Origin of the sequence: Kitasatospora sp. NPDC004615 (assembly GCF_042873545.1) — a bacterium.
In the GTDB taxonomy this organism is placed as follows: domain Bacteria; phylum Actinomycetota; class Actinomycetes; order Streptomycetales; family Streptomycetaceae; genus Kitasatospora.
Genome location: NZ_JBIALQ010000002.1, coordinates 807,410 through 821,769 on the forward strand (window position 1 = coordinate 807,410; position 14,360 = coordinate 821,769).

General features: G+C 73.8%; 9 protein-coding genes. 5 read left to right on the plus strand and 4 right to left on the minus strand.

The genetic code is table 11. From position 1 onward, the window contains the following. The first annotated feature begins 96 nt into the window (after positions 1 to 96). Both ACFYS8_RS10490 and ACFYS8_RS10495 read left to right on the plus strand, forming a co-directional pair. Positions 97 to 1,728 carry a helix-turn-helix domain-containing protein gene (locus ACFYS8_RS10490; RefSeq protein WP_387638557.1) on the plus strand — a complete coding sequence of 544 codons (1,632 nt, stop codon included), beginning with the start codon at positions 97 to 99 and terminating at the stop codon, positions 1,726 to 1,728. Between the two features lie 280 nt (positions 1,729 to 2,008). Next, positions 2,009 to 3,319 carry a diaminopimelate decarboxylase gene (locus ACFYS8_RS10495; protein WP_387638560.1) on the plus strand — a complete coding sequence of 437 codons (1,311 nt, stop codon included), beginning with the start codon at positions 2,009 to 2,011 and terminating at the stop codon, positions 3,317 to 3,319. Here ACFYS8_RS10495 and ACFYS8_RS10500 read toward each other — a convergent pair. Both ACFYS8_RS10500 and ACFYS8_RS10505 read right to left on the minus strand, forming a co-directional pair. After that, complete coding sequence (locus tag ACFYS8_RS10500; protein WP_387638562.1) at positions 3,203 to 3,502, minus strand: type II toxin-antitoxin system VapB family antitoxin; 300 nt, start codon at positions 3,500 to 3,502, stop codon at positions 3,203 to 3,205. The two genes, ACFYS8_RS10495 and ACFYS8_RS10500, sit on opposite strands and share 117 nt — an antisense overlap. A 122-nt stretch (positions 3,503 to 3,624) precedes the next feature. Then, complete coding sequence (locus ACFYS8_RS10505; RefSeq protein WP_387638565.1) at positions 3,625 to 5,085, minus strand: NCS2 family permease; 1,461 nt, start codon at positions 5,083 to 5,085, stop codon at positions 3,625 to 3,627. 204 nt (positions 5,086 to 5,289) lie between these two features. Here ACFYS8_RS10505 and ACFYS8_RS10510 point away from each other — a divergent pair, with 204 nt between their 5' ends. Together ACFYS8_RS10510 and ACFYS8_RS10515 are read left to right on the plus strand one after the other, a co-directional pair. Beyond that, positions 5,290 to 5,565, plus strand: coding sequence for a DUF2530 domain-containing protein (locus tag ACFYS8_RS10510; protein WP_387638567.1), 276 nt, complete (start codon positions 5,290 to 5,292; stop codon positions 5,563 to 5,565). Positions 5,566 to 5,637: 72 nt separating this feature from the next. Then, entirely contained in the window at positions 5,638 to 8,070 is a 2,433-nt protein-coding gene (locus tag ACFYS8_RS10515) for an HAD-IC family P-type ATPase (RefSeq protein ID WP_387638570.1), read from the plus strand. A gap of 16 nt (positions 8,071 to 8,086) precedes the next feature. Here ACFYS8_RS10515 and ACFYS8_RS10520 read toward each other — a convergent pair whose 3' ends face one another. Next, positions 8,087 to 11,374 carry a sacsin N-terminal ATP-binding-like domain-containing protein gene (locus ACFYS8_RS10520; RefSeq protein WP_387638573.1) on the minus strand — a complete coding sequence of 1,096 codons (3,288 nt, stop codon included), beginning with the start codon at positions 11,372 to 11,374 and terminating at the stop codon, positions 8,087 to 8,089. Between the two features lie 243 nt (positions 11,375 to 11,617). After that, positions 11,618 to 12,499 carry a DUF3027 domain-containing protein gene (locus ACFYS8_RS10525; RefSeq protein WP_387638576.1) on the minus strand — a complete coding sequence of 294 codons (882 nt, stop codon included), beginning with the start codon at positions 12,497 to 12,499 and terminating at the stop codon, positions 11,618 to 11,620. 500 nt (positions 12,500 to 12,999) lie between these two features. On the opposite strand from ACFYS8_RS10525, the gene ACFYS8_RS10530 reads away from it, so the two are divergent. Beyond that, positions 13,000 to 14,340 carry an MFS transporter gene (locus ACFYS8_RS10530; protein ID WP_387638903.1) on the plus strand — a complete coding sequence of 447 codons (1,341 nt, stop codon included), beginning with the start codon at positions 13,000 to 13,002 and terminating at the stop codon, positions 14,338 to 14,340. Positions 14,341 to 14,360: the final 20 nt, after the last annotated feature.

Here is a 14,360-nt window from a genome sequence, read left to right on the forward strand (position 1 = left end):
CGTCGACGCCAGAGCGACCTAGGATGGCCCGACTCGGCTGAAACCAGGGGGAGTTGAAGGCCGAACGGCGATACGCGCAGCTGGGGAGGTCGTCCGATGGGCGAGGACGCGTGGGACCGGCCGATGGTGCGGCCGCAGACCCTGGAAGGGCTGATCGACCTGGTCGGCTCCCGGATCGAGGTGGCGGCACTGCCCCAGGCGCAGACGACCGTCCGGCAGCTGGTGGTGCACGACCCGCTCGACCGGCCGATCGGCCGGGGCGACCTGGTGGTCGCCGCCGGCCTCGACTCGCACAGCACCGAGGCCGAGGACCTGCTGCGCACGGCCGGAGCGGCCGGCGCGGCGGGCGTGGTGCTGCGCGAGGCCCGCCACCTCGACCGCAAGCAGGAACTGCGGGCGCTCGCCGAACAGGCCGGTACGGCACTGCTGTTCCGCGCCGCGTGGATGAACTGGCCGCGGCTGATCGGCACCCTGGAAGCCGCCGCCGCGATCGGCCCCGTCCCCGACAGCGCCAACGTGCCGCTCGGCGACCTCGGCGGACTGGCCCGCCTGATCGCCGTCCAGGTACAGGGCGCCGTGACCATCGAGGACCCGGACTCCCGGGTCCTCGCGCACTACGCGGAGAGCGCCGCCCTCGACCCGATCCGGATCCTCACCATCTCCACCGGCCAGGTCCCCGAGGAACGCCGCCGGGCGATGACCGAGGACGGCTTCTTCAAAGAACTCTGGTCCACCGAACAGGTGTTGCACCGCCGCGCCGCCGGCGACATCCCGGAACGGATGGCGGTGGCGGTCCAGGCCGGCGGCGAACGCCTCGGCTCGATCTGGGTCGCCGCACTGAACGGACACACCCTCCAGGACAGCGCCGTCGAAGCCCTGCGGGTCGCCGCCCGACTGGCCGCCGCCCACCTGTTGCACCACCACTCCCGGCACCACGGCCGCAGCGAACTGCTCACCGAAGCCACCCGCGCCGTCCTGGACGGCCGGGGCTCCGGCACCCTGCTCGCCCGGCACAGCGGCCTGCCCGCCGACACCCACTGCGCCGTCCTCGCCGTCGGCGTCGCCGGCCCCCTCGACGACGACCTGCGGATCCGGCTCGCCCGGCACGCCGGCTGGCACCCCGCCGGCCCCGGCCGCAGCTCCCTGCTGCTCCCCGGCGAACGCGGCGTGCTGATCCTGCTGGCCGGCCTCGCCGCCGACCTGCCCACCGCCGAACTCCAGGTCGCCGACTACGGCCGCCGGCTGACCGCCGACCTGTCCGCCCACCTGAAGACCCGCGTCCTGGCCGGCCTCGGCCCGGTCCAGGACCGCCTCGACCACGCCTCCCGCTCCCGCGAATCCGCCGAACTCGCCCTCAGCGGGCTGCTGTTCGGCCGGGGCGAGCTCAACAGCGCCACCGTCGACCAGGTCGCCGACGCGGTCGCCCTGCGACACATCGTCGAAGCCCTGCGCGACCTGCCGCTCCCCGTCCGCACCTCGGTCTCCCGGCTGGTCGAGCACGCCGAGCAGAAGGGCGACCGCACCCCACTGGACGCCCTGCGCGCCTACCTCGACCACTCACGCGAACTCGGCCGCGCCGCCGACACCCTGGGCGTGGCCCGCACCACCTTCGCCAACCGGTTCCACAACAAGGTCCTGAAGATCTCCGGCCTGGACGTCTCCAACTCCGACGCCCGCCTGCTCGCCCACCTCCAACTCCGGCTGCTGGACGACCCCACCACGCCCTGACACCACATCGGGCCGGCGAACCGGTGCCCGGACACCACTCCGCCCTCCGCCCGCCCGCCGCCCGTCCGCCCGCGCACCCCCGGCCCGCCCGAACCGCCGCCCCGCACCGGCCTCACCCGAACGGGCGCCTCCGGCGGTGCACGCGCCCTGCCGCACCCGCCGAAACCCGGCGCGGCGGGCACAGACACCAAGGCACCCCGAACCGCACGCTGGAGCCACGGCCCGGAACCACGACCGGGCCCGGTCCCCCTTCCTGCCGACCTCGCGCGGAGCGTGCCCCATGACCGACCACCAGCCCCTGATCGGCGCCGAACGCCGTGAACTCGTCCTCCGCGCGGCCGTCCAGCACGGCCTGCTCGACCCGGAAGACGCCCCGCTCGCCGCCTTCCTCGACCTCGACGCCGTCACCGAGACCGTCGCCGCTCTGCACGCCGCGTTCCCCGCCCGGCTCGACGTGCTGCACGCCTTCGCCGCCAAGGCCAACCCGCTCGGACCGGTACTGCGCCGACTCCGCGGCCTCGGCATGGGCTGCGAGGTCGCCAGCCCCGGCGAATTCGCACAGGCCCTGGCCGCCGGCTTCGCGCCGGACCGGATCGTGCTCGACTCCCCCGCCAAGACCCGCCGCGAGCTGACCCTCGCGCTCGACCTCGGCGTCGCCGTCAACATCGACAACTGGCAGGAACTCACCCGCGTCGACGACCTGCTCGCCCGCCGCCCCACCACCTCCCGGATCGGCGTCCGGGTCAACCCGCAGGTCGGCGGCGGCAGCATCGCGGCGATGAGCACCGCGACCGCCACCTCCAAGTTCGGCATCCCGCTCGCCGATCCCGGCAACGCGGAACGCCTGATCGACGCCTTCCGCGCCCGCCCCTGGCTGACCTGGCTGCACTGCCACATCGGCTCGCAGGGCATCGACCTCTCCCTGATGGCCGCCGGCGTCGGCGCGACCGTCGACTTCGCCGAACGCGTCAACCGCGAGCTCGGCCGCCGCCAGATCACCGGCATCGACCTCGGCGGCGGCCTCCCCGTCAACTTCACCGACGACCGGATCACCCCCGGCTGGGACACCTACGTCGACGAACTGCGCCGGCACGCCCCCGCGCTCTTCGACGGCGGCTACCGGCTCGTCACCGAATTCGGCCGCTCCGTGCTCGCCAAGGCCGGCTTCACCGCCTCCTACATCGAATACACCAAGCAGGCCGGCGGCCGCGCCATCGCCGTCGGCCATGCCGGCGCCCAGGTCGCCACCCGCACCGTCTTCATGCCCGACAGCTGGCCCCTGCGCCTCACCGCCCACACCCCGTCCGGCGCCGCCAAGCACGGCGAGACCGTCCCGCAGGACATCGCCGGCCCCTGCTGCTTCGCCGGCGACCTGGTCGCCCGCAACCGCCCCCTCCCCCTCCTCGAACCCGGCGACCTGGTCTGCCTCCTCGACACCGGCGCCTACTACGCCTCCCACCACTTCAGCTACAACTCACTCCCCGAACCCCCCGTGTACGGCGCCCGCACCGACGCCTCGGGCACCATCCACTTCGAAACCCTCCGCCCCGCCCAAACCATCGACGACCTGGTCACCCGCACCACCGCCTGACCGGTCCGCATCCAGGAGGTCGAACTCCCCGCTGGCAATAGCGTCGGCAAGTTCTGTCCGCCTGGCCCGCTTCACGGCCTCCAGTAGCGCCGCATTGACCGTGGCGACCTTGGTGGTCGTTCCGAAGAGCTGCTGCGCCTCCGCGAGAAGGGCGTCGTCGAGGTCGATGACCGTGCGCGTCATGGATCGTCCCTCCGCCGGACCGTCCACACCACGATAGAGAGATCCTCCTCGTCCCCACACCGAGAACGACAACGGCCCTCCCCCGCAAGATTCGCGGGGAAGGGCCGTCGTACGACCTGAGGTCAGAGCAGGCCGAGGGCCGGCATCAGGTAGTAGAACGCGAAGACCGCGGCAACCGCGTACATCGGGATCGGGACGGTGCGGGCGCGGCCGGCGACCACGCGGAGGAGGCAGAAGGCGATGAAGCCGAAGCCGATGCCGTTGGTGATCGAGTAGGTGAACGGCATCATCGCGATGGTGAGGAAGGCCGGCATCGCGATGGTGTAGTCGGTCCAGTCGATGTCCTTGATCGAGTTCGCCAGGATCAGGAAACCGACGGTGACCAGCGCGGGCGTGGCGGCCTGGGCGGGGACCATGGTCGCCAGCGGGGTGAGGAAGAGCGCGATCATGAAGAGCGCGCCGGTGACGACGGACGCGAAGCCGGTGCGGGCGCCCTCGCCGACGCCGGCGGTGGACTCGACGAAGCAGGTGTTCGCGGAGGACGAGGTCGCGCCACCGGCGGCGGTCGCGATGCCGTCGATCATCAGGACCTTGTTGATGCCGGGCAGGTCGCCCTTCTCGTCGAGCAGGTGGGCCTCGTCGGCGACGCCGAGGATGGTGCCCATCGCGTCGAAGAAGCAGCTCATCAGCACGGTGAAGACGAACAGGATGCCGGTCAGCACGCCGACCTTGGAGAAGCCGCCGAACAGGCTGACCTGGCCGACCAGACCGAAGTCGGGGGTGGCGACGGGGTTGCCGGGCCAGGCCGGGACGGTGAGGCCCCAGTGCTCGGGGGCGAGGTTCGCGAACTGCTGGATGATCACCGCGGCGGCGGTCATCACGGCGATCGAGATCAGGATCGCGCCGGGAACCTTGCGCACGACCAGCGCCATGGTGAGCAGCAGGCCGATGATGAAGATCAGGACCGGCCAGCCGTGCAGGTGGCCGCCGACGCCGAGCTGCAGCGGGACGGTGGTGTGGGCGGCGTCCGGGATGCGGGAGACGAAGCCGGAGTCGACCAGGCCGACCAGCGCGATGAACAGGCCGATGCCGATGGCGATGGCCTTGCGCAGCCCGAGCGGGACGGCGTTCATGACGCGCTCGCGCAGGCCGGTGGCGACCAGCAGCATGATCGCGATACCGGCCAGCACCACCATGCCCATGGCGTCGGGCCAGGTCATCTTGGGGGCGAGCTGGAGCGCCACGATGGTGTTGACGCCCAGGCCCGCGGCGAGACCGATCGGAACGTTGCCGATGACGCCCATCAGCAGGGTGGTCAGACCGGCGGTGAGCGCGGTCGCGGTGACCAGCTGGGCGCTGTTGAGGTGGGTGCCGTTCATGTCCGTGGCCGAGGCCAGGATGATCGGGTTGAGCACCAGGATGTACGCCATGGTGAAGAACGTGGCGACACCACCGCGGATCTCGCGGGGCAGCGTGGAGCCGCGCTCGGAGATTCTGAAGTAACGATCCAGCGCGCCGGACGAGGGCTGCGGCGCAGGCTGGGCGGGCTCGGGCGACGCGGTGGTCGACTGGGCCTGAGACATTCGGGCGTCCTCGATCGGGTGAGGCAAGGGTGGGGGGAGTTTCAGTATGGCGATCCCCGTCGTGGACGCGCCATCTTCGCGCGTAGAGCGAGGCCCTTACGATCCCCCCGCAACCCCCTTGCGATCAGCATCGGTCGAATACGAAACAGCGGCGCACCCGCCGGACCCCGCCGCCCGCCCGGGCCCGCCCCGTAGGCTAGGCGCATGCCCAAGACCGCGCTGCGCTCCGCTCCCCCGCCGCTCGAGGCGAACGACGTCGCCATTGTCGGCGCCGGCACGGTGCTGTGGTTCGTCGGTTTCGTGGTGCTGCTGCCGTTCCAGGGCTGGCTGTCCGACCACGACCACGGCAGCTGGCCGTGGATCTGCCTGTCCGGCGGCCTGCTCGGCCTGATCGGCCTGAAGTACTGCCGGGCCCGCCGGGACGCGATCCGCCGCGCCCGTGCCGCCGAGGCGGCGGAGAACTCCGACCAGAAGGTGTGACGCTCCACTCGTCCGGCACGAAACGGCCGAGGCACGGCGCACCGCCCAAATCACCCACCTAGAGTCGGTGCCATGACGCACCCAGCGGAAGGCACCGCCCCTGCGAGCCCCGGCGCGCACCCCTCCGGCGCGGGCGGGTCGTACCGACCCGGCCTGACGGCGGCCGAGGTGGCGGAGCGGGTCGCCCGCGGGCAGGTCAACGACGTGCCGGCGCGTTCCAGCCGCTCGGTGCGGGAGATCGTCCGGGCCAATGTGTTCACCCGGTTCAACGCGATCATCGGCGTGATGTTCGGCATCATCCTGGTGGTCGGCCCGATCCAGGACGGCCTGTTCGGCCTGGTCATCGTCGCCAACACGGCGATCGGCATCGTGCAGGAGCTGCGCGCCAAGAAGACCCTGGACAGCCTGGCACTGATCGGCGAGGCCCGCCCGCAGGTGCGTCGCGAAGGCGCGGCCGTCCAGGTCGCCACCAGCGAGATCGTGCTGGACGACACCGTGCTGCTCGGCGTCGGCGACAAGGTCGTGGTGGACGGCACGGTCACCGAGGCGGACGGCCTGGAGATCGACGAGTCGCTGCTGACCGGCGAGCCGGACCCGGTGCACAAGCACCCGGGCGACCACGTGATGTCGGGCTCGTTCGTGGTGGCCGGCGCGGGCGCGTTCACCGCGACCAAGGTCGGCCGGGAGGCGTACGCCGCCAAGCTCGCCGAGGAAGCCAGCAAGTTCACGCTGGTCAAGTCGGAGCTGCGCACCGGCATCGACCAGATCCTGCGGATCATCACGTACCTGCTGATCCCGACCGCGCTGGGCCTGATCATCAGCCAGCTCGCGGTGCAGCGCCACGACTGGCAGGAGGCCGTCCGCCGGATGGTGGCCGGCATCGTGCCGATGGTCCCGGAGGGCCTGGTGCTGCTGACCTCGGTGGCCTTCGCGATCGGCGTGATCCGGCTGGGCCGCAAGCAGTGCCTGGTGCAGGAGCTGCCCGCGATCGAGGGCCTGGCCCGGGTCGACACGGTCTGCCTGGACAAGACCGGCACCCTCACCGAGGGCGGCATGGACCTGATCGACCTGCGCCCGATCGGCGCCGCCGACAAGGCCCGGATCGCCGAGGCGCTCGGCGCGATCGGCGCGGCCGACACCCGCCCGAACCCGAGCATGCGGGCCGTCATCGACGCGTACGGGCCGCCGGAGGAGGGCCGCTGGCGGCTGCTGGAGGCGATCCCGTTCTCCTCGGCCCGCAAGTGGAGCGGCGTGCAGCTGCTGGAGCCGGGCGGCACCGAGGGCAGCTGGCTGCTGGGCGCCCCCGACGTGCTGCTGCCGACCGGGCATCCGGCGCTGGCCGAGGTCGACGAGCTCGGCGCGAAGGGCCTGCGGGTGCTGCTGCTGGGCCGCAGCCCGCTGCCGCTGGACGACCCCGACCCGGCAGCCCAGCTGGAGCCGCTCGCCCTGCTGGTGCTCCAGCAGCGGGTGCGCGAGGACGCCGCGGACACCCTGCGCTACTTCCGCTCGCAGGACGTCCGGGCGAAGGTGATCTCCGGCGACAGCGCGGTCTCGGTCGGCGCGGTCGCCGCCCACCTGGGCCTGCCCGGCGCGGAGACCGCGACGGACGCCCGCAAGCTGCCCACCGACCCCGAGCAGCTGGCCGAGGTCGCCGAGCGCACCGCGGTGTTCGGCCGGGTCACCCCGCAGCAGAAGCGGGCGCTGGTCGGCGCGTTGCAGTCGAAGGGCCACACGGTCGCGATGACCGGCGACGGCGTGAACGACGTGCTGGCGCTGAAGGACGCCGACATCGGCGTGGCGATGGGCACCGGCTCGGACGCGACCCGGGCGGTCGCGCAGATCGTGCTGCTGGACGACCGGTTCGCCACCCTGCCGTCGGTGGTCGCCGAGGGCCGCCGGGTGATCGGCAACATCGAGCGGGTGGCCGGGCTGTTCCTGGTGAAGACCGTCTACTCGGTGCTGCTGGCACTGCTGGTGGTGTTCACCCAGGTCCCGTACCCGTTCCTGCCCCGGCACTCGACGGTGCTGTCCTCGCTGACCATCGGCATCCCGGCGTTCTTCCTGGCCCTGGCCCCGAACAACGAGCGGGCCCGGACCGGGTTCGTGCGACGGGTGCTGCGGCTGGCGATCCCGGGCGGCATCATCTGCGGCACCGCCACGTTCGTCGCCTACGCGCTGGCCCGCGCCGACCACGCCACCGAGCTGAAGGCGGACACCTCGGTCGCCACCCTGACGCTGTTCATCTCCGCGATCTGGGTGCTGGCGATCGTCGCCCGCCCCTACACCTGGTGGCGGCTGCTGCTGATCGGCGCCATGTCCGGCGCGTTCGCGCTGGTGCTGGTGGTGCCGTGGCTGTCCGACTTCTTCCAGCTCCAGCTGGTCGGCTGGCGCGACCCCCTGATCGGCGTCGCGATCGCGGCGGTCGCCGGGTGTCTGCTGGAGATCACCTCGCGGGTGTTCGTCGAGAAGAACGTCGAGAAGAAGGAGGAGGCCCACGCGGCGTAGGCCTCCTCCCGGGGCGTCACTCGTAGTCGCGGGCCGCCAGCAGCTCGTACGCCCGGTCGGGCTCGGTGAGCGCGGCCAGGATCTCGAACCGGCGGTGCCACTGCTGGACGGACCAGGCGAGGCCCGCGGCCAGGCCCTCGGGCGTCGAGGCGTGCAGCAGTCCGGGCACCGGCGGCACCTCGAATTCGTCGTTCTCGTCGGCCTCGTCCGCGTCCTCGGGGTCGTAGGGCAGCTCGGGGGCGATGGCGGCGGTGTCCCAGCGCCAGTCCACCCGGGCGTCCTCGCCGTCGGGGCCGACGACCAGCAGTTCCTCGTGCTCCTCGTACACGGCGGGGCAGCCGGGGAGCAGTTCGCGGACCACGGCGGGGGTGCGGTGCAGGGTGCCCTCGGAGAGCACCCGGCCGCCGGCCACCTCGCTGGCGAGCGAGACGTGCAGCCGCTCGGCGAGCGCGGGGGCGAGCGCGGGGTGGACGGGCAGCACCGGGTGGTCGTGCAGCAGCTCGACCAGGTCGGGGGCGTCGGCGACGACCGCGGCGGTGGCGTCGACGATTACCGTGCGGTCGTCCCGGCGGCCGGTGCCGCCGTCCAGCGGGGCCAGTGCCCGCACCACGTCCAGGCCCTCCACCCGCTCGGCCGGGAGGGCCGCCAACGCGCTGTAGACGCCGTGCAGTTGGCGGTGGGTGACGTCGGACAGCGGATCGGTGAGGCGGTCGATCAGTTCCTCGGGGCCGTGCGGTTCGGCGAGCAGCGCGGCCAGCGTGGTGCGCACCCCGAGGGCGTGCAGGAACTGCGGGTCCAGGCTCGTCCGGGCCTCGTCGTACAGGCCGCGCAGCAGCGGGTCGGCGCCGGCCGCGCGCAGGCCGGCGGGCTCCCGGCCGTCCAGCACGGGGTGGTCGCGCAGCCACCAGGCGGTGTACGACGGCAGGTCGGTGTAGGTGCCGTCGGGCAGCAGGGTGCGCACCGGCGTGACGACGGCGTCCCGGTACGGGGGGCGGGCGAGCAGCGCGAGCGCCTCGGGCCAGGCGTCGTCGGCGACCAGGTCGAGGTCGCGGACGGCGAGCAGTTCGGCGGCGACCGGCGGGACGCCCAACTCGCCCGCGTCGTCGGCGTGCAGGGCCTCCAGGGCGTCCTCGCACCAGTCGGCGAGGCCGTCGGGGGCCTCGTCGATCAGGCCGGTGGGGGCGCCGCCGGCCGCGCGGTCGGCGGGGGCGGTGGGGTCGAGGCGCTCCAGGTCGTCGGGGTCGAGCACGACGTCCTCGGCGCGCACCAGGGTGAACGTGGTGAGCACACCGGCCGCGGCCAGCACCTCCGGGCCCCAGCGCTCCAGCAGGTCCTCGTCCACGAACGCGGCGTCGTCCTCGCCCGCCAGGTTCGCCAACGGGCTTTCGGGGAGCAGCAGTTCGCCCGCCCGGGCGAGTTCGCCCTCGTCGTCGGGCAGCGCCAGCCGGGCCAGCCACGGGTACTCACCGGGGGCCGGCGCGGCGGCCTTCACCACGGCCAGCACGGCGTCCGCGAGGTCCACCGCGGCGTCGTAGTCGTCCTCGCCGAGCTCCAGCGAACGAGCAACGGCCGCGCGCAGTTCGGGGGTCTCCAGCAGGCCGCCGGGGGTGGCGGTGGCGGCGCCGAGCTTGGCCAGCAGCGGGTGCGCGGCCTCGGGGTGGGCGAGGCGCAGGTCGAGCAGGTCCAGGGCCTCGGCCAGCGACTCGGGGTAGCCCTCGAAGCCGGCCCAGTCGGCGGCGTCGGACGGCAGCAGGACCCGGCGCGGGCCGGTCACCGTACGGCCGTCGGCCAGCGGGACGGGCAGCGCGCCGAGCGCCTCCGGGTCGGCGCCGGCCAGCGCCGCGTACAGGCTCCGCCACCAGGCCGGATCCCGCTCCAGGCCGCCCAGCTGGTCGACCACCTCGGCCAGCGGCACCCGGCGCACCCCCAGCGTGCGCAGCTCGGTGCGGCGCTCCAGGCCGGCCGGCAGCAGGCCGGGGAAGATCGGGGCGAGCGCCTCCACCACCGAGTGGTCGGCGCCCTCCAGCACCAGCGCGTCGCGCGGACGCAGCGCCGGGGTGCCCTCCTCGGTGCCGCGCGGGTGCGGCAGGAACGGCGTGCCGGGCAGGCGGTCCAGGATCGCGGTGCGCAGCGCGTTGTCGAGCGCGCTCCCGCCGAGCGGGGACGGCACCAGGTCCAGCGAGTGCGCGTCGGCGCCGCGGGCCCGCAGCAGCTCGACGAAGGCCTCGGCGGCGCGCTCGACCAGGAAGTCGGTCAGCGGGCCGGGCGCGACGTGCCGGCGGGTCGGGTCGAGCGGGAACGAGGCGATCAGCAGCGCGGGCACCCCGAGCGGCTCGTCGCTCGGCGTCGGGGCGTGCACCACGGCCGCGGTGCCGGGCCGCTGCGGCCGGCCCTGCCCGTCCACCGGGACGGCCCAGGTCAGCGTCCACTGCGGCCGGGCCCGCTCCTCGGTGGTGCGGTCGGCCAGCAGCTCCGCCGAGGCCGTCCCGGACGCGCTGACGATCTGCCAGCCGGTGCTCCGCTCCCCGTCGGTGACGGTGACGACCGGCAGCTGCTCGGGCCGCGGCGCCCGCTCACCGCGGGTCAGCGTCCGCACGCCCTCGGCGGTCTCCACCACCACCTCGGCCAGGCCCGGCAGGGTCAGCAGCAGCGCGTCGTCGATCGCCGCCAGCAGCCGGCCCGTCAGGTCCTCGGCGGCACTGTCGCGCAGCGGCAGCACCACCACCGTGTCATAGCCCTCCGGGGCCTGTCCCTGCGCCGGGAACGGCAGCCGCAACAGCGGCACGTGCCCTTCCCGCCGCGTCAACTCCTCGGCCAGCTCCGGCCGTTGCGCGACCAGCGCCCGCGCCTCGACGAGCGACCAGCGCACCCCACCGGAGTGGCTCAGCACCGCCGGCTCGTCACTGACGGCCAGCACCGCGGAGAACCCCACGCCGAACCGCCCGACCACCGGCCGCTCGTCCCCACGCTTCGCGGACGCCCGCAGCGTGGACAACGACTCCACCGCCTCCGCGTCCAGCGGCGCCCCCGTGTTGGCCGCCGCCAGCACCCCGTCCCGCAACGTCAGCCGGAGCCGCCCGGCCACCCCCGCACGGGCCGCCGCATCGGCGGCGTTCTGCGCCAGCTCGACGACCAGCCGATCCCGGTACCCCCCGAGCGCCAGCTCCTCCTCGGCGTTCGCATCCTCCCGGAATCTCGCCGGCGCAGCCGTCCACGCAGCCACCACGGTGTGCCGCAGCCGAGCCGTGTCGAACACATCCGGCCCCTCGGGTGCCGCCGCGCTGCCGATGATCCGAGACTCCACGTGCCGAGCCGCCCTTCGCGTGGTCTGCGTAACGACTCGGCATTCTGCCAGGGGCCAACGACGGCAAGAGCCACAACCAGGGAGCGCAACCAGGGAGCGCAACCAGGGGCGCGGGGAACTGCGCGAAGCGGAAGGCACCCCACCGCAAGATCGCGACGCAGGACAATGACCTGCACTTGATCGCGACCTTGCGGACGTGGTGAGCGCTTGTCGCGCAGTTCCCCGCCCCTGTTCTCGCGCCCGCTACGAGTGCCCGAGCTCCTCAGCGGGAGCGTCCGGCTCGACGGAGCCCGAGTCGCGGTCCGCGTGGATGTGCAGCGGCTCGACCACCGTCTCGTCGAGGATCAGCTCGGACGGCACCGGCGGAGCCGGCAGCACCGCGGCCTCGGAGTGCGCGCCGCAGCCGTACGCGAGCGAGACGACCTGGCCGTCGGCAGGACTGAACTCGTTGCCGCAGACGCCGAACGCCTGCCCGAGCGAGCCGCCGATCGGCACCAGGAAGCCGCAGGTGCTGCAGGAGGCGGGTGCGGACTGCGCCATCGGCGTCTGAGGTCCGTACGCGGTCTCCCAGCGTTCGGCGGCCTGGTGCAGGCCCCTCCGGGAGAGCACGCGGGGGCGGCCGAAGCCCAGCTCGTCGGCCACGGCACCGATCTCGGCGCGGGCCGGCGGCGGCTGGATCCCGGCCTCGGTGATCACCAGGTCGTCCTCGGCGGCTTCGACCAGCACCGAGTTCGGGGCGGGCTCGTCCTCGCCGGTCCAGCCGGGCTCCAGGCGCAGGTCGTCCGCGCCGGTGGGCAGCAGGTCGCCGGGGCCGAGGTCGCCGGGCAGCAGGCGCTCGCTCCACGGCACCCACTGGGGGGCGAGGACGGCGTCGGGGCCGGGCAGCAGTGCGATCTCGTCGAGCGTGACGTTCTTGGCGCGCGGAGCGCGGGCCACGGTCACCGCCCAGTGCCAGCCCCGGTAGGCGGGGTCGAGGCACTCGAAGGTGTGGGTGACCAGGCGCTCGGCGTCGGCGTTGGCCTTCACGTGGGAGCCGACGACGGACTCTCCGACGCTCTCCACGGCTGCCTGGCGGGCGAGCTCGACGGCCTCGGCACAGAGCCGGTCAGGGGTACGGCTTCGCATCGCAGCACTCACGGCGTCGGTTCTCTCCCAGTCCTGTCATCCTGCGGTCTGTCCCGAGACGGCCCCCGCACAGGGCGGGCTCGCGCCGGTTGCCGCTGCCACGTCACCAGAGCAACCCCCGCTGACGCGGGACCGATCTATTCTGCTCGACCGGGGACCGCTCCGTGGCCGGGCCGCGCCGCCCCGGTCGGCCACCCCCTGCGCAGGCCGGGCAGGCGCGTAGTGCAGGCTACCCGCCGGTCGGCGGTGGAGCACAGTCCGGGGCCGCGGGGACGGGCGCGCCGCGCCCGTGGCAATCACTCGTACGGCGTGCGTTTGTCGGGCAGGATGGGCTTGTGGCGGAGGAGAACCCGCCGCAGCACGGACTGCGCCCCGGGCAGGACGAGAGCCGGCCGGAGCCGTCGAACGCGCCGCGGCAGCATCCCGTAGCCCCCGGCGAGCCGGAGGCGGACGAGCCACGCCCGACCGCGCGCCAGGAGGACGCGAAGGAACCTCCGACGGTGAAGCCGCGCGGGGTGTGGGCGCGGGGCGCGTCGGCGGCGGGGGCGCGCACGGGGCGGGTGGTGCACGGCACGGGGCGGCGGATCCGGCGGGCGACGTCGGCGGAGGGCGCGGGCGAGTCGGGCCTGGCGAAGCTGATCGAGCTGCACGCGCTGAATTCGTTCGGCGACATGCTGATCACGGTGGCGTTGGCGTCGACCATCTTCTTCTCGGTGCCGACCGGCGAGGCCCGCGGCCGGGTGGCGCTCTACCTGGTGATCACGATGGCGCCGTTCGCGGTGCTGGCCCCGGTGATCGGCCCGCTGCTGGACCGGTTGCCGAACGGCCGGCGTTCCGCGATGGCGATGGCGATGCTGGCCCGGGCGGTGCTGGCCTGGGTGATGGCGGGTCTGGTGCCCGGCGGCGGGCTGGCGCTGTATCCGACGGCGCTGGGTGTGCTGGTGGCGTCGAAGGCGTACGGGGTGGTGCGCAGCGTGGTGGTGCCGCGGCTGTTGCCGGCCCAGTTGTCGTTGGTGAAGGCGAACTCGCGGGTCACGCTGGCGGGTCTGGTGGCGACGCTGGTGGCGGGCGGGGTCGGCGGGCTGCTGCACCTGATCGGGCCGGACTGGCCGCTCCGCGGGGCGTTCGTGGTGTTCGTGATCGGCACCCTGATGGCGTTTCACCTGCCGCACCAGGTGGATTCGGCGAAGGGCGAGCAGCGGGCGGAGTTGCTCGCGGAGCCGTCCGAGGCGCGTCCGAAGGGGGTGCTGCGGGCGGTCGGGCCGTCGGTGATCATGGCGCTGCGCGGGGTGGCGGGGCTGCGCTGGCTGGTCGGGTTCCTGGTGATGTTCCTGGCGTTCCTGATCCGCAAGAACCCGCCGGGCGGGCTGCCGGAGACGGTGGCGCTGGGCGCGGTCGCGGCGGCGGCGGGTCTGGGCAACGCGCTGGGTTCGGTGCTGGGTTCGTGGCTGCGCACCCGCGGTTCCGAGTTGACGGTGACGGTGATGCTGGCGCTGGCGACGCTGGCGGCGGGTGCGGCGGCGCTCTGGTACGGCATCGTGACGGTGACGGTGGTGGCGGCGACGGCGGGCATGGCGGCGTCGCTGGCGAAGCTGGCGCTGGACGCGCTGATCCAGCGTGATGTGCCGGAGGCGGTGCGCACGTCGGCGTTCGCCCGCTCGGAGACGGCGCTTCAGCTGAGCTGGGTGGTGGGCGGCGTGGTGGGCATCTCGCTGCCGTTGAACGCGGAGCTGGGTCTGTGGCTGGCGGCGGGGGTGACGGCGGCGATGCTGCTGTGGACGTTCCGGTCGCTGCTGCGGATCGGGCCGCGCCGGTCGGCGGCCCGTCCGCGCGTGGCGTAACCTCGCGCGACTCGGCCACC